Annotated in this window: 13 protein-coding genes; 5 read left to right on the plus strand and 8 right to left on the minus strand. The window is 72.9% G+C overall.

Annotated elements, in window-relative coordinates:
* Positions 1-46: 46 nt before the first annotated feature.
* From HUT06_RS34080 to HUT06_RS34105, 6 genes are all read right to left on the minus strand, one after another.
* Positions 47-1,126 carry a phosphotransferase family protein gene (locus HUT06_RS34080; RefSeq protein WP_176199468.1) on the minus strand — a complete coding sequence of 360 codons (1,080 nt, stop codon included), beginning with the start codon at positions 1,124-1,126 and terminating at the stop codon, positions 47-49.
* Entirely contained in the window at positions 1,123-2,082 is a 960-nt protein-coding gene (locus HUT06_RS34085; RefSeq protein WP_176199469.1) for a hypothetical protein, read from the minus strand. Before HUT06_RS34085 ends, HUT06_RS34080 begins: the two co-directional genes overlap by 4 nt.
* 97 nt (positions 2,083-2,179) lie before the next feature.
* Positions 2,180-3,766, minus strand: a complete 1,587-nt coding sequence (locus HUT06_RS34090; RefSeq protein WP_176199470.1) for a PQQ-binding-like beta-propeller repeat protein — start codon at positions 3,764-3,766, stop codon at positions 2,180-2,182.
* A gap of 12 nt (positions 3,767-3,778) precedes the next feature.
* On the minus strand, positions 3,779-4,183 hold the full coding sequence (locus tag HUT06_RS34095; RefSeq protein WP_254715525.1) for a LytTR family DNA-binding domain-containing protein: 405 nt from the start codon (positions 4,181-4,183) through the stop codon (positions 3,779-3,781).
* 205 nt (positions 4,184-4,388) lie between these two features.
* Entirely contained in the window at positions 4,389-6,005 is a 1,617-nt protein-coding gene (locus tag HUT06_RS34100; protein WP_176199472.1) for a carboxylesterase/lipase family protein, read from the minus strand.
* 140 nt (positions 6,006-6,145) lie between these two features.
* Positions 6,146-6,568 carry an ester cyclase gene (locus tag HUT06_RS34105; protein ID WP_176199473.1) on the minus strand — a complete coding sequence of 141 codons (423 nt, stop codon included), beginning with the start codon at positions 6,566-6,568 and terminating at the stop codon, positions 6,146-6,148.
* Between the two features lie 230 nt (positions 6,569-6,798).
* On the opposite strand from HUT06_RS34105, the gene HUT06_RS34110 reads away from it, so the two are divergent.
* Entirely contained in the window at positions 6,799-7,929 is a 1,131-nt protein-coding gene (locus HUT06_RS34110; protein ID WP_176199474.1) for an acyl-CoA dehydrogenase family protein, read from the plus strand.
* Positions 7,926-8,825, plus strand: a complete 900-nt coding sequence (locus HUT06_RS34115) for an acyl-CoA dehydrogenase family protein (protein ID WP_176199475.1) — start codon at positions 7,926-7,928, stop codon at positions 8,823-8,825. The genes HUT06_RS34110 and HUT06_RS34115 overlap by 4 nt, the downstream gene beginning before the upstream one ends.
* Here HUT06_RS34115 and HUT06_RS34120 read toward each other — a convergent pair.
* Together HUT06_RS34120 and HUT06_RS34125 are read right to left on the minus strand one after the other, a co-directional pair.
* A complete protein-coding gene (locus HUT06_RS34120; RefSeq protein ID WP_176199476.1) occupies positions 8,809-10,380 on the minus strand; it encodes a FadD3 family acyl-CoA ligase in 1,572 nt (523 codons plus the stop codon). The genes HUT06_RS34115 and HUT06_RS34120 overlap by 17 nt on opposite strands.
* A 49-nt stretch (positions 10,381-10,429) precedes the next feature.
* Positions 10,430-11,827 (minus strand): GH1 family beta-glucosidase, encoded by a 1,398-nt coding sequence (locus HUT06_RS34125; protein WP_176199477.1) that lies wholly within the window; start codon positions 11,825-11,827, stop codon positions 10,430-10,432.
* A gap of 70 nt (positions 11,828-11,897) precedes the next feature.
* On the opposite strand from HUT06_RS34125, the gene HUT06_RS34130 reads away from it, so the two are divergent.
* From HUT06_RS34130 to HUT06_RS34140, 3 genes are all read left to right on the plus strand, one after another.
* Complete coding sequence (locus HUT06_RS34130; protein WP_176199478.1) at positions 11,898-12,521, plus strand: TetR/AcrR family transcriptional regulator; 624 nt, start codon at positions 11,898-11,900, stop codon at positions 12,519-12,521.
* Positions 12,522-12,603: 82 nt separating this feature from the next.
* Positions 12,604-14,271: a dipeptidase gene (locus tag HUT06_RS34135; RefSeq protein ID WP_254715526.1), complete on the plus strand. Its 1,668-nt coding sequence runs from the start codon at positions 12,604-12,606 to the stop codon at positions 14,269-14,271.
* On the plus strand, positions 14,268-15,509 hold the full coding sequence (locus HUT06_RS34140; protein ID WP_176199479.1) for an MFS transporter: 1,242 nt from the start codon (positions 14,268-14,270) through the stop codon (positions 15,507-15,509). Before HUT06_RS34135 ends, HUT06_RS34140 begins: the two co-directional genes overlap by 4 nt.
* Positions 15,510-15,519 lie beyond the last annotated feature (10 nt).

The raw sequence follows: 15,519 nt of genomic DNA on the forward strand, positions 1-15,519 counted from the left end.
TGATATTGGTCGACAGCATATAAGCGTCTTCTGACCGGTATATGGCTCATGCGAGGAGCGACAGGGAGTCCAGGTCGCGGGCGTGGTGGGCGTGGCGGGTGGTCATGGTGCGGAACATCTCGTCGCCGCGCGGGGTGCGTTCCACGAGCATCGAGGCGCCGATCGCCATGACGATGCCGTGGAAGGTGTGGTGGCGGTAGGCGGTCCAGCAGTCGTCCCAGGTCAGGGTGACGCCTCGCGATGTCAGCGTGTCGCAGTAGCGCTTGACCAGGGCCTTCTCGTGGGCGCGGCGGGCCTCGGTGGGGAGGCTGGAGCCCAGGAAGTAGGAGAGGTCGGCGAGGCCGGGGCCGTAGGCGCAGGTCTGCCAGTCCAGGACGGCGGTACGGGCTCCGCCGAACAGCAGGTTGTCGGCGCGGAAGTCGCCGTGGGACAGGGTCAGCGGCCCCTCGCGGGCGGTCAGGTAGGCCGGCAGCGAGGGCATGAAGTCTTCGATCAGGGTGATGACGTCGTGGCCCAGGTCGGCGGCGTAGCGGTCCTTGAAGCCGGTGTAGAGGTCGGTGACCATCGCGGCGGTGAAGGCGGTGGCGTCGGCGTCGTGGCGGTTCAGCCAGGGCAGGGCGGCCAGGCCGGGATCGTCCCAGCCCGCGGCGTGGAAGGCGGCCATCTCGCTGATCGCGGCGGCGGCGTCCTCGGGGGCGACGCCCGCGAGCTGGTCGCCGGGCTGCGCGGGGGCGAGGTCCGCCAGGAGGACGGTGTACTCGTCCTCCTCGGCGGCGTAGGCCGAGAAGTAGCAGGCGGGGATGCCCGCGTCGAGATCGCCCGCGAGTTCGGCGTAGAAGCTCGCCTCGACCTCGTAGGTGCGGATGGCGCGGGCGGCGGCGCGGCTCGACGGGTCGGCGGCCGGGACCTTGGCGACCATGGTGGGCGGCAGGGGCGTCTCGCCCGCGTAGGTGAGGTGCAGGCGGAGGCTGTCGGAGACCTGGCCGGTGCCCACCGGTTCGGTCCGGACGGCGGTCACCTTCGTTTCGAGGGCGTCCGACAGCCAGGACGCCGTCAGGCCCGCGGCGCCGGGGGCGGGGGTCATGCCGCCGGAGACCGGGCTCGTGCCGCCGGGGGCGGGGGTCACGCGGTCTCCTCGGCCAGGTGCGTCCAGCCGTGGTCCTGCCAGCCGGGGGGCTGGTGCCATTCCGTCCAGCCGTGGCCGGTGCGGCCGTCCTCGGTCTCGAAGCGGCACAGGGCGCGGGGGAAGCGGGCGTCCCGCCCGTCGGGGGACGTGACGGACACGGGGGCGAAGGCCACCGGGGTCACGGTCATGGGCGCGCCGGGGAAGCGCAGGTCGGAGCGGGCGGGCAGGCCGTCGGCGAAGGCCGTCTCGGCGGAGAAGCCGGCGCGGTGCTCGATCTCGCCGCCCGGCGGGACGGCGAAGCACGGCCACGGGAGGGGGAAGCCGATGTTGGCCTGCATGCCGTGGACGAACATGCCGTCGGAGAGGCGGCCGGACGTCCAGAGCCAGGAGACCTTCCACCAGTCGCGCTCGCCCCAGCTGTGGTCGCGCTCCCCCGGCGCCTCGACGGCGATCTTCTCGCCGGCCACGCTGACCAGGCCGGTGACGGTGCACGGGATCTCGTAGCGCGGGATGTCCTTGTAGGGGTAGACGCCGCCGGCGGTGTCCCAGCGCAGGTCGAAGGAGAGCCCGGCGGTCCCGGTGGCGGGGCCGGCCGGGTCGGGATGGACGGACGCGGTCCCCTGCAGCGTGACCCGGGCCGGGCCGAACGGGTCGGGGATCCGCTGGGTCGCGGTGTAGGCATCGGCGTGGACGTCGGCCGTGCCGGGCTTGGGCAGCGGTGCGTTGTTGTCGGCGATGAGGAGCAGCGGGCGGCCGGGCCGCACCAGCGCGGCCCAGTACCAGGCGCGGTCCCAGTTCGGATACAGGCCGAGCCGCACGTAGCCGGCGACGGAGCCGTCCGGGGCGGCGAAGTCGAAGTAGTAGGACTCGTTCCACAGCAGTTCGGGGCCGGGTTCGTGCAGTCCCTCGTCCGCGGGCGTCAGGTTCCAGGTGCCGTGCTCGACGATCCTCGCCATGGACCCTCCGAAGGTTCCGAACGCGATTCTAGAGCGCCGATCCTAACCCTGGCGGCGGCACTTCCGACAGGGCCCGGCACGGCCTCGCCGGCGCTGGCTAGCGGCCGAAGGCGAGCAGGACCGGGCCCTTGTCGTTCGGGTACGGGGTGAACATGTCGCCGGTCAGGACGTAGACCATGCCGTGCGCGACGACCGCGCCGCCTCCGCCGGAGAGGGAGCCGCCGCGTCCGGTGCCGCCGTTCACGGTCGGGAAGTCGGCGATGGTGTCGAAGCTCCAGAGCACCTCGCCGGTACGGGACGAGTAGGCGCGCACCTTGCCGTCCATGCTGCCCTCCCAGACCAGGCCGGGGGTGGTGGTGACGGCGGGCGGGTGGCCGAGCCGGCAGATGCGCGGGTACTGGGACGCGCCGCCGGTCGTGCATCCGTCGGACGGGTTCGGGGTCTTCCAGATGACGTGGCCGTTGGCGGGGTCGAGCGCGAAGAGGGTGCCGGGGTTCGCCATGTAGGTCGCGACGTAGAGGCGGTGCCCGTCGTAGGACGAGCCCCACTGGATACCGCTGAGGCCGCCACCGGGCATGGGCGTGGAGAGCTGCCGCTGCCACACGATCCGGCCGGTGCGGGCGTCCAGGACGTGGTAGACGCCGACCTTCTGGCCGATGCCGATGAGGCGGCGCCCGCCCGCGGTGAAGATGTTGGGCGCGGCGCCGAGGTCGAAGTCGAGGGCGGTCCCGTCCGGCAGGTTGGGGCAGTACTGGTGGTCTTCCGGGGTCGGGCTGCTGCACTCTTGGCGCCAGGTGTCGACATCGGTCATCTTGCGCGTCCAGCGTGCGCGGCCGGTGCGGGTGTCCAGCGCGAGGACGGAATCGAAGTGCCCTCCGCTGCCGGTGTAGTTCTGCCCTGTGCCGACGTAGAGGGTGCGGGTCGCGGGGTCGATGGCGGGGGTGCTCCACACGCCGCCACCGGACGGCGCATAGCGTGGCACCCCGTTCGGCCAGGTTCCGTCCTGCTTCGGCTCAGGGACGGTGTAGTAGCGCCAGTCGAGCTTGCCCGTGTCGGCGTCCAGCGCGTCGACGTGGCCCCGGAACGTACAGCAGGCGTGTTCCTTGCCCAGGAGGTTCTCACCGCTGGACACACCGACGTAGACGCGGCCTTGGAAGACGATGGGCGAACTCGTCACGATGGCGCTGACGGTGGTGTCGAGCCGGGTGACCCAGAGCAGCTTCCCCGTGTACTGGTTCAGCGCGTACAGGTAGCCGCGGGTGTCACCGAAGTACACCTTGCCGCGCGATACGGCGGCACCGTCCCGCACTTGGGCGAAACCCGTCCCGACCGTGCTGAGGTCGAACTCCCACCTGGGCGCGCCCGTCCTGGCGTCGCGCGCGCGGAAGCGGCCGTCGGGGCCGCCGAAGTAGATGGTGCGCCCGACGACGGCGGGCTGGCTGTGCGGGGCGCCGGTTCCCGCCGGGAACCCGAACGCCCATTTGAGCTTGAGGCCGCCGACGTTCGCGGGCGTGATGCGGCGTTCGGCCGGGTTGAAGCGGCTGCCGCGCAGATCCTTCTGCCAGGACGGCCAGTCGCCGAACCGCGGATGGGCGGACGCGGACGGCGCGGACGGCGCGGCCGCCCCGGCCAGGGCCAGGCAGGCGGCGGCGAGCACGGCCGCCGCCCTTCTCGTGGGACGCATGATCGTTCTCCCTCAGGGGGTGGGGGCGGCGCGGCGCCGGGCGGTCCGGTGCCGGGGGGCGCCGGGGAGGGCGCCGCGCACGAGCCGGTCGCGGAGCGCGCCGGTGTTGCGGCGGCTGACGGCCAGCCGGGCGCCGCCGACCCGCAGCGTGCACCGGCCCGACTCGATGACCAGTTCCTCGACGTGGGCCAGCGAGACCAGGTGCGACCGGTGGATCCGGACGAACCCGGCGTCCCGCCACGCCTCCTCCAGCACGGCCAGCGGCACCCGGACCAGGTGGCTGCCCGTGCCGGTGTGGAGGCGCGCGTAGTCGCCGCTGGCCTCGGCGTACCGGACGTCCGACCGCCGGACGAACCGGACGGTCCGCCCCACCCCGACCGGGATCACCTCGTCGGCGCCGCCCGGCGGCACGACCATGACGACCACTGTGGTTCGGCTGGGCACTGTGGTTCGGCTGGGCACTGTGGTTCGGCTGCGCACCGTGGTTCGGCTGCGCACCGTGGTTCGGCTGGGCACTGTGGCTCGCATGCGCTCATGCAAACCGCGGGGCCGGTGACGATCAAGGGCGGGGTGGGGCATCTGGCACGCCTGGCATAGACCGTGGCATTCCATAACAAAGCGGTCAGTGTGCGAACGGGGCGTACCGGTTCCAGAAGCGGCAGTGGTGCTGCCGCGAGATCTCGTGCGTGACCTGGCTGTCCCCCGCCGGGATGAGCGACAGCACGGCCGGGTCGCGGCGGGTGAAGCGCGGCCAGTACGGCGTGCCGTCCACGGTCGGGTTCCCGGTGCGGGCGAAGCCCGTCCACTGCGCGGTCAGCTGCCTGCCGAACGCCTCCTGGTTCGGGGTCGGCTCCGCTCCGCCGGGCATCGGCGACAGGAACGGCGTCTCGCTGACGTGGTACGACCCGTTCGGCTTCGTCGGGTCGAGGAAGAACATCGGCGGCGCGTCCGCGTTGTCGGTCTGGTAGGCGAACACCTTGATGTGCCTGGCCAGCCGCTCGTCGATGAGGAGCGCCGGACACACCGAGTTGGAGTCGGCGACGATCGTCCGGTAGGCGATGAACGCCGACGGCTCCGGGAACCGCTTCAGCGGATACAGCGCGAAGACCCGGTCGGCCAGCGGCCCGTACTGCCGCCGCACGAACTCCCGGTACTGCTCCGGTGTCTCGGCCGAGGGCAGCTGCACCTCGTCCCGGTCGACGCCGTGCATCAGCGTGACGTCGTTGACCTTCCCCTCGGCGAAGGCCTGGCCGGGCGACATCGGGAGGATCTCGCCGTCCACGACCGGGCCCTGCGTACCGACGTCGGCGCCGATGCCCTCCCCGGCCTGCTCCAGCAGCTTCGCCACCGGCAGCGCGCGCAGGCAGGCGATGTCGGCGCAGCCCAGCGCGTCCGCGAACCGGGCGCCCGCCCGCTGCGCCTCCCGCTCGCTCGGCAGGGGGGCCTTGCAGTCCTGCGCCTGCCACTGGACGTCGACGCCGCGCAGCGAGTTGTACTCGCCGCTCTGCGCGATGCCCTTCTGGAACAGGCCCTTCGCCGCCGGGGACGCGGTGTTCGCGCACACGCTCGACCCGCCGGCGGACGCACCGTAGATCGTCACGTTGCGCGGGTCGCCGCCGAAGCGCGCGATGTTGCGCCGCACCCAGCGCAGCGCCGCCTGCTGGTCGCGCAGCGCGTAGTTGCCGGAGTGCGCGCCGAGCCCCGCGTGCGCCATGAACCCGAAGACGCCGAGCCGGTAGTGGACGCCGACGTTGATGACGCCGCCCTCCTTGACCAGGTGCGTCCCGTCGGACGGCGCCCCGAGCCGGAACCCGCCGCCGTGCAGCTCCACCATCACCGGCAGCGGTTTCCCGCCGGGCTTCTCGGGCGCGACGACGTCCAGCTTCAGGCAGTCCTCGTCGGACGATCCGGGGCCGAGGCCGGGCGGCTGCGGGCACGGGCTGCTCGGCTCGGTCGCCTGGAGAGTGGACGTCCAGGCGGCGTGCGGCGCCGGCGGCGCCCACCGCAGGTCGCCGAGGGGCGCCGCCGCGTACGGGATGCCCCGCCACGCCCGCACGCCGTCCCCGGCCGTGCCGCACACCGCTCCCTCGCCGGTCTGGACGGTCGTCCCGTCCGCGCAGGCCGGCGCCTTCGCGCCCCGCGCCGCGGCCGGTAAGGGCGCCGACACCCCGATCGGCACCGCCAGCGCGAGCGCCGCCCCCGCCGGCGCGACCGCGAAGAACCCTCTCCTCCGCCGCATACCGCCCCTCCTCACCGCCTCGTCCCGATGTACGGCCCGAACGTAGATCGGCGAGGAAGATCCGCAATAGGAGCGTTTTTCGCCCATGCGGGGAGCGGCGACGCCCGCGCGCCGAGCGGCGCGACGCCGCCGCCGAGCGGCTAGGACTCGATGGCGAGCTGCTCCCGCAGGCCCTCCATGTCGACGTTGAACCAGCTCTCGGCGATCCTCCCGTCCTGGAAGCGGTAGGTGACCTGGCCGGTGACCTCGAAGGTCCGGCCGGTGGGCGGCAGGCCCCGGTACTCGCCGACGTGCCGGCCCCGGACCGTGAACCGCTGCGCCACCAGCTCCCGCTCGGCGATCATGCTGTCCACGCGGTGGCGGAGCGCGAACGCGGCGGACAGCTCCCCGTAGTTCTCCCTGGCCTCGGCCAAGCCCACCGACTCGTGGGGCATCGAGGGGTCGTGCTCGACGTAGTCCGCCGTGCACAGCTCGCCGTATTCCTGCACGCGGTCGCCGAGTTCGTCCTCTTCGATGAAGCGGCGGGCCGTCTCCTTGTGAGCGGTGGTCTGCTCGGTCACCATGCCCCCTCCCTGGTCGCGGTGGGGCCGGCCGGGAACCGTCCCGGCGCGGCCCGGTCTCCAGCGGCCTACCCCGTCCGCGGGGGGAAAGGTTTCGCCGAGGCGTCCGCCGGCTTTCGCCGCCCGTAACGGCCGGCGACGCGGTCCGGGGATCTCACTGGACGGGAGGGTGCGCGGGCGCCCGCCCGCGAAGCCGGTTACTCTACCAAACAGTTGTTAGAAAGAAGGTGCTCATGGATCTTGAGTTCGGGACGGCGGACGAGGCGTTCCGCGCCGAGGTGCGGGCGTGGCTGCGCGCGCACGTCCCGGCCGAGCCGCTGCCCTCGCTGGAGACCGAGGAGGGGTTCGCGGCCCACCGCGAGTGGGAGCGGACGCTCGGCGCGGCGCGCCTCGGGGTGGTGTCGTGGCCGGCGGAGTACGGCGGCCGGGGCGTGTCGGTCCTGCAGTGGCTGATCTTCGAGGAGGAGTACTACGCGGCGGGCGCGCCCGGCCGGGTCAGCCAGAACGGGATCAACCTGCTGGCGCCGACGCTGCTCAAGCACGGCACGCCGGAGCAGCTCGCGCGGATCCTGCCGCCGATGGCGGCCGGTGAGGTGATCTGGGCGCAGGCGTGGTCGGAGCCGGGCGCGGGCAGCGACCTCGCGGCGCTGCGCGCCACCGCGACGCGCACCGACGGCGGCTGGCTGCTGGACGGGCAGAAGACGTGGAGCTCCCGCGCGGCGTTCGCCGACCAGGGCTTCGGACTGTTCCGGTCGGACCCCGAATCGTCCCGCCACAAGGGCCTCACCTACGTGATGTTCCCGCTGGACGCCGAAGGCGTGACCGTGCGCCCGATCGGGCGGCTGGACGGCAAGCCCGCGTTCGCCGAGCTGTTCCTCGACAAGGTGTTCGTCCCCGACGCGGACGTCATCGGCGCGCCGGGCGACGGCTGGCGGGTCGCGATGGCGACGGCCGGCAACGAGCGCGGCCTCACGCTGCGCAGCCCCGGCCGGTTCACGGCGGCGACCGAGCGGCTCGTCGAGCTGTGGAAGGAGCGCGCCGACCCGTCCGACACCGCGCTGCGGGACCGCGTCGCGGACGCCTGGATCAGGTCGCGCGCCTACCGGCTCAAGGGCTTCGAGACGATCTCGCGGAGCGACGACGTCGGCGCCGAGTCCAGCCTGAACAAGGTCTTCTGGTCGGAACTGGACGTGGCGCTGCACGAGACCGCGCTCGACCTGCTCGGCCCGGACGGCGAGATCGAGTCGGAGTGGCTGGAGAACTACGTGTTCTCGCTCGCCGGCCCGATCTACGCGGGCACCAACGAGATCCAGCGCAACGTGATCGCCGAGCGGCTGCTCGGCCTGCCGAGAGGATCACGATGAAGTTCGTTTTGGACGCCGAGCAGCGGATGTTCGGGGAGACGTTGCGGCGGCTGCTCGCGGACGCGGGTACCGCGAAGGTCGCGCGGGCGTGGGCGGCCGGGGACACCGGGCCGGGCCGGGAGCTGTGGACGGCGGTCGCGGAGGCCGGGGTGTTCGCGGTCGCGGTGCCGGAGGAGTTCGGCGGCGCCGGGCGGCTGCCGGTCGAGCTGGTCGTCGCGGCGGAGGAGCTGGGCCGCGCCGCCGCTCCGGGGCCGTACGTGGAGACGCTCGCGGCGGCGGAGCTGCTGGGCGAGTCGCCGTGGCTGCCGCGGATCGCGGAGGGCGAGGCGGTCGTGACGCTGGCCGTCCCGCACGCGTTGGACGCCGACGTCGCCGACCTCGTCCTGACCGCCGACCGCGTGGAGCGCAAGGCCGGTGAGGCGCTCGCGTCGCTCGACCCGGCGCGGCGCCTGTTCCGCGTCGAAGGCGGCGGCGGGTACACCGACTTCGGCGTGCTGATGTGCGCGGCGCAGCAGATCGGGCTCGGCCAGGCGCTGCTGGACGTGTCCGTCGAGTACGCCAAGACGCGGCAGCAGTTCGGGCGCCCGATCGGCGAGTACCAGGCGATCAAGCACCACCTGGCGACCGCGATGGTCGAGCTGGAGTTCGCCCGTCCGCTCGTGTACGGGGCGGCCCTGGCGTACGGGACGCCGGACTTCGCCCGGGACGTCTCGGCCGCGAAGGTCGCCGCGTCGGAGGCGTCCTACGGGCTGGCCAAGACGGCCCTTCAGGTGCACGGCGCGATCGGCTACACCGACGAGTACGACCCGTCGCTGTGGATCCGCAAGGCGCGCGCACTGTACTCGGCCTGGGGCTCGGTGGCCGAGCACAGGGCCCGCGTCATCGCCGCTCTTTGAGGTCCTTGAGTTCGAGGCGGCGGACCTTGCCGGACGCGGTCTTCGGGAGGTCGTCCACGAAGACGACCTCCCGGGGGACCTTGAAGTTCGCGAGCCGCTCCCGGCAGTGCGCGACCAGCTCGTCCGCCGTGGCGCTCCTCCCGGGGCGGAGCCGGACGTAGGCGCGGGCGACCTCGCCCATCCGCTGGTCGGGGACGCCGATGACGCCCGACTCGGCGACGGCGTCGTGGCGGGCAAGGGCGTCCTCGACCTCGGCCGGGTACACGTTGAACCCGCCGACGACGAACATCTCCTTGCTCCGCCCGGTGATGGCGAGGTTGCCGCGCTCGTCGACGCGCCCCCGGTCGCCGGTGTCGAGCCAGCCGTCGCGGATCGTCTCGGCCGTCGCCTCCGGGTCGCCGAGGTAGCCCTTCATGACGTTGTAGCCGCGGACGAGGATCTCGCCGTCGGTGCCCGCCGGAACCTGCTCGCCCTTCTCGTCGACGATCTTGACTTCGACGTCGTCGATGGCCCGGCCGGAGGTCGTCGCGATGATCTCGTCATCGTCGTCCACCGAGCAGGCGGTCACGGTGCCGGACGACTCGGTCAGCCCGTACGCGGTCACGACCTGCGGGAACAGCTCCGCCTTGATGCGCCGCACCAGCGCGACGGGCACGTCCCCCGCGCCGGTCACGGCCAGCCGGAGCGAGGACAGGTCGCGCTCCTCGCGGCCGGGAGCGTCCAGCAGCGAGGTGTAGATGGTCGGCGGGCCGGGCAGCACGGTGATCTTCTCCTGCTCGATCAGCCGCAGCGTCTCCGGGACGTCGAAGGTGCGCTGGAGCACCATCGCGGCGCCCTTCATCACGCACGCCAGCACGCCCGCCTTGTAGCCGAACGTGTGGAACATCGGGTTGACGATGAGGTACCGGTCGCCGGCCTTCAGGCCGGTCCGGCTCGTCCAGCCGCCGTAGGTGCGGACGTTCTGCTCGTGGGTGACCACGACGCCCTTGGCCCGGCCGGTCGTCCCGGAGGTGAACAGGATGTCGGCGACGTCGTCCGGCCGGACGGCCGCCGTCCGCGCGTCGGCCTCCGCCGCGGGCACGGCCCCGGCGGTGAACTGGTCCCAGGCGGCGACGCCCGGCCGCGCGGGGCCGTTGAACGTGACGATGCGCCGGAGCGCGGGCAGCCCGGGGACGGCGCCCGACGCGTCCAGGCCGAGCATGCCGGGGTAGTCGATGCCGAGGAACCCGTCCTCCACGAAGAGGATCTTGACCTCGGCCTTGGTGAGCGGCCACCGGGCCTCGTCGCCCTTGTACCGGGTGTTCAGCGGGACGAGCGTCGCGCCCGCGCCCATGGCGCCGAGCACGGTGACGATCCAGCGCAGCCCGTTCGGCGCCCAGATCGCGATGCGGTCGCCCGGCTCGATCCCCGCGCCGATGAACGCGGCCGTCGCCTCCCGCACCCGCTCGCGCAGCTCCGCGTAGGTCACCCGGACGTCGCCGTCCACGACCGCCTCGGCGTCCGGAGAGTCCTGCGCGGCCCGCTCCAGCAGACCCGGAATCGTCAGCTCGCTCATAACCCTCCATGATGGGCGCGGCCGGGGTGATCAGGCCAGGGCATCCCGCTCACCGGTACCGGGCCAGCTCCTCGCGCAGCCAGTGGTAGGACGCCTTGGGCGTGCGGCGCCGGGTGGCGTAGTCGACGTGGACGAGGCCGAAGCGCTGGTCGAAGCCCTCCGCCCACTCGAAGTTGTCGAGCAGCGACCAGACGAAGTAGCCGCGGACGTCCACGCCGTCGCCGATGGCGCGGTGCAGTGACCGGAGGTGGCCGTCCAGGTAGTCGATCCGGTCCTGGTCGGCGCGGCCGGGCTCGTCGGGCGCGGAGCAGCCGTTCTCGGTGATCAGGATCGGCGGCAGCGCGTCCGCGTAGGTGGCGCGGAGGCCGGTCAGCAGCTCGTGCAGGCCGTCCGGGACGACCGGCCAGCCGAACGCCGTGACCGGGTACCCGTCGATGGGGACGTCCTCGAAGGGCAGGCCCACCCCTTCGAGATGGCGCTCGACCTCGCGCAGCACCGACGCGCCGCCGGCGGCCGGTGCGTGCCCGTGCGGCGCGGCGACCTTCGTCGGGCTGTAGTAGTTGACGCCGAGCAGGTCGAGCGGCGCGGCGATCGCGGCGAGGTCGCCGTCCCGGACGAACGGGAGGTCGGCCACGCCGTACGCGCTCAGGTCCGGGTAGCGGCCCAGCAGGAGGGGGTCGGTGAACAGGCGGTTCTGGAGGGCGTCGAACGCGGCGGCTGCGGCCCGGTCGGCGGGCGTGTCGCTCGCGGCCCACACCGGGCTGTAGTTGTTGGTGATCGCGACCTGGCCGGACGTCCGCTCGCGCAGCGCCGGGACGGCGAGGCCGTGGCCGAGGAGCAGGTGGTGGGCGGCGGGAAGGGCGTCCAGGAGGAGCGCTTCGCCGGGCGCGTGGGTTCCGACGCCGTAGCCCTCGGTCATGTGGACGAACGGCTCGTTCAGCGTGATCCAGGCGCCGACGCGGTCGCCGAGCCGGTCGGCGACGAGGGCGGTGTACTCGGCGAACCGGTGCGCGGTGTCGCGGTTCATCCAGCCGCCGGCGTCCTGGAGCGCCTGCGGCAGGTCCCAGTGGTAGAGGGTGAGCGCGGACAGGATGCCACGTTCGGCGAGGGCGTCCACGAGCCGGTCGTAGAAGTCGAGGCCCTTGGGGTTCGCGGGGCCGCGCCCGTCCGGCTGGACGCGCGGCCACGCCACCGAGAACCGGTAGGCGTTCACGCCGAGGCCGGCCATCAGCGCGACGTCCTCGGGCCAGCGGTGGTAGTGGTCGCACGCGATCTCGCCGGTGTCGCCGTTCTTGATCCGGCCGGGCTGGGCGCAGAAGGAGTCCCAGATGCTGGGGCCGCGCCCGTCCTCCTTGACGGCGCCCTCGATCTGGTACGCCGCCGTGGCCGTGCCCCACAGGAAGCCCTCGGGAAAGCGGGGAAGCACGCGCGCCTCCTCTCCTAACATGAGTGGACGTCACATTAAAACATGAACATGTGTCATGTTCGGTCGGAGCGACCGGGGATCGGGAGGGGCGATGACGGACGGGGTGCGCCGCAGGCCCACGCAGCGCCGCAGCGCGGAGCGGTTCGAGCGGCTGCTCGACGCCTGCGCGGAACTGCTCACCGAGGCCGGGCACGACGCGCTGACCACCAGGGACGTCGCCCGCCGGGCGGGCGTCCCGATCGGCACGCTGTACCAGTTCTTCGACGGCAAGTCGGGGCTGCTGTACGAGCTGGCCATGCGGAACCTGGCGATCCTGATCGGGCGGGTCCACGAGCGGCTCACGTCCGAGCCGGTGCGGACGTGGGCGGACGCGGCCGTGCTCGTCTACGACGAGAGCCTCGCGCTACGCCGCACCGTGCCGGGCTTCTTCATCGCCGACTTCCGCGACACCGGCGCCATCGACCAGGGCCTCGTCCGCCGGATCGACACCGAGATGGCCGCGCGCATGTACGAGCTGGGCACGCAGAAGGCGGGCCTGCCGCCGCTGCCCGACCACGAGCGCGTCCTCCTGGTCGCCATCACGGCGTCGGACGGCCTGCTGCGGCTCGCCTACCAGTCGGCGGAGGACGGCGACCCGGCCGTGGTCGCGCTCGGCGCCCGGCTGCTGCGCGCCTACTTCACCGACCTCGCGACGGATCCCGTGCCAGATCCATAACATGAGCCTTGTTCACTTTTTCCTCGATCGGTGATATCACTCACCTCAGATCCGCGGTCCCCCACCCCGGTCGAGGTGCCCCATGCCGTTCCGACGCTCCCTCCGACGTACCGCCTGCATCCCGCTCGTCCTCGCCCTGCTCGCGGCGCTGCTCGCGGCGCTGCTCACGGCCCTGCTCGCCACGCCGGCCTCCGGGCTCGCCGCCGCGCCGGCCGCCCAGCCCGCGTCACCGGCCGCCGCCGGCGGTGAGGTGCGCGGCTACATCGACGCCCACAGCCACCTGATGTCGTACGAGGCGTTCGGCGGGCAGCTGCTGTGCGGCAAGCCGTTCGACCCGGACGGCATCCAGGCGGCGCTGCGCGACTGCCCCGACCACGCCGCCAACGGCGCGTTCGCCTGGTTCGAGAACTTCACCAGGCACGGCACCCCGTTCGGCACCCACGACCCCACCGGCTGGCCGACGTTCAAGGACTGGCCCGCCTGGGACTCCCGCACCCACCAGCAGGTCTACTACGCGTGGCTGGAACGGTCCTGGCGCGCCGGGCAGCGCGTCCTGGTCAACCAGCTCGTCGCCAACCGGCAGCTCTGCGAGATCTACCCGCTGAAGCGCAGCGCGTGCGACGAGATGGCGATCATCCGGCTCGAAGCGCGGCGGATGCGCGAGATGCAGTCCTACATCGACGGGCTGAGCGGCGGCCCCGGCAAGGGCTGGTTCCGGATCGTGCGCGACGCCGCCGAGGCCCGCACGGTGATCGAGCAGGGCAAGCTCGCCGTCGTCCTCGGCATCGAGACGTCCGAGCCGTTCGGCTGCCGCGTGATCGGCGGCGTCCCGCAGTGCACGCGCGCCGACATCGACAAGGGCCTGGACGAGATGAAGGAACTCGGCGTGTCCTCGATGTTCCTGTGCCACAAGTTCGACAACGCCCTGTGCGGGGTGCGGTTCGACGGCGGCGCGACCGGCGCCGTCATCAACGCGGGCAACTTCCTCGGCACCGGACGGTTCTGGCAGGCCGAGACGTGCACCGGCGCCGCCCACGACAACACCATCGCCCCGGCCGGCGCCGTGAACGGCCAGGTCGCCGAACTCCTGCGGCTGCTCGGGCAGGCCGGGATCACGCTTCCGCTGTATCCGGACGCACCGCACTGCAACCTGCTCGGGCTGACCGACCTCGGCGCCTACATGGTGGAGGGCCTGATGAAGCGGCACATGCTCGTCGAGATCGACCACATGAGCGTGAAGGCCGCCGACCAGACCCTGCGCCTGCTGGAGGACGCCGGATACTCGGGCGTCGTCTCGTCCCACAGCTGGACGGACGAGACCTACATGCGGCGCGTCTACCGCCTCGGCGGGATGATCACCGGCTACGGGAGCCCCGCCGACCGCTTCGCGGCCGAGTGGCGGCGCAACAAGAGCGCGAGCGACCCGCGCTTCACCTTCGGCTACGGGTACGGGCTGGACGCCAACGGCATGGGCCCGCTGCCGTCGCCGCGCGCGGACGCGAAGGAGAACCCGCTGCGCTACCCGTTCACCTCGCCGATCGACCCGGCGGTGAAGCTCGACCGGCTCCGCACCGGCCTGCGCACCTGGGACCTGAACACCGACGGCGTCGCCAACTACGGGCTCGTCGCCGACTGGATCGCCGACATGCGGAGCTACGGCGGGCAGGCGCTCGTCGACGACATGGCCCGCGGCGCGCAGGCGTACCTGGAGATGTGGCGCCGCGCCGAGACCTGGACGGGAGGCGCGTGAACGAACTGACCGCCGCCCGCCGCCCCGGCGAGCGCGGCGCCGCGCAGGTCGGGCGCAGCTGGCTGCTCGGCTACGCCGCCGCGTGGTTCGGGTACTGGCTGGTGATCCTGCTGCCGCCGCAGTTCATGACGCCGCACCTCATCGGCCGCATCGCGGCGGACGACAAGGTGGACGTGCTGTCCTACCTGCTGATCCAGAACTCCGTGGTGGTGGTGCTGTGCGTGCCGCTCGCCGGGATGGCCTGCGACCGCACCCGGACCCGCTTCGGCCGCCGCCGCGTCTGGGCGCTCGGCGGGTTCGCGGTCGCGGCCGTCCCGTACGCCTTGATCGGCGCGCAGACGAGCTGGCCGGTCGTGGCGGGCCTGATGGTCGTCGTGTCGATGGGCGCGGCGGCGGTGCTCGCCGCGCTCAGCGCCGTGATCGCCGACCGGGTGCCGCACCACCAGCGGGGCGCCGCGTCCGCCGCGATGGGCGTCCCGCAGGTCGTCGCGCTCGTCGTCGGGATGGTGCTGGTGACGATGGTCGTCACGTCCGTCCCCGGGATGTGGGCGCTGATCGCGGTGCTGGCGGCCGTGTCGGCGCTGCCGTTCTTCCTCGTCCGGACGCGGACGCGCCCCGCCTTGCAGGAGGCGGGACCGGCGCCGGGCGCGGGCGGGCGGGTCCCGTTCCCGCATCCGCGCCGGCACCCGGACTACTACTGGGCGCTGCTGTCACGCGTGCTGATCAACGCCGGGAACCTGGCCGGGACGACGTACCTGCTGTACTTCCTCACCGACGTCCTGCACCGGCGCGACCCCGACGGGTCGCTGCTGGTCCTCACGCTGATCTACCTGGTGTGCTGCGCGGCGACCGGCTGGCTCGGCGGGAGGGCGTCGGACGCGCTCGGCCGCCGCCGCGACCTCATCGCCGTCGCGGGCGCGCTCCAGGCGGGCGCGGCGGCGCTGCTCGCGATCGCGCCGACCTGGCCGTCCGCCATGGCGGGCGCGGTGCTGCTCGGGGCGGGCTACGGCGCGTTCCTGTCGGTCGACCAGGCGCTCGTCACCGACGTGCTCCCCGACCAGCGCAGCCGCGCCCGCGACCTCGGTGTCGTCAACGCGGCGCAGAACGTCCCGCTGGCCTTCGGCGTCGCCTGGTTCGTGCTCACCTTCGTGGGCGGCTACCGCGTGCTGTACGCGGTGTCCGCCGTGATCATGCTGCTGGGCTCCGCCTCCGTTTACCGGATCAGGAGTGTCCGTTGAAAGGGGTTTC

It is taken from the genome of Actinomadura sp. NAK00032, from assembly GCF_013364275.1.
Lineage (GTDB): Bacteria > Actinomycetota > Actinomycetes > Streptosporangiales > Streptosporangiaceae > Spirillospora.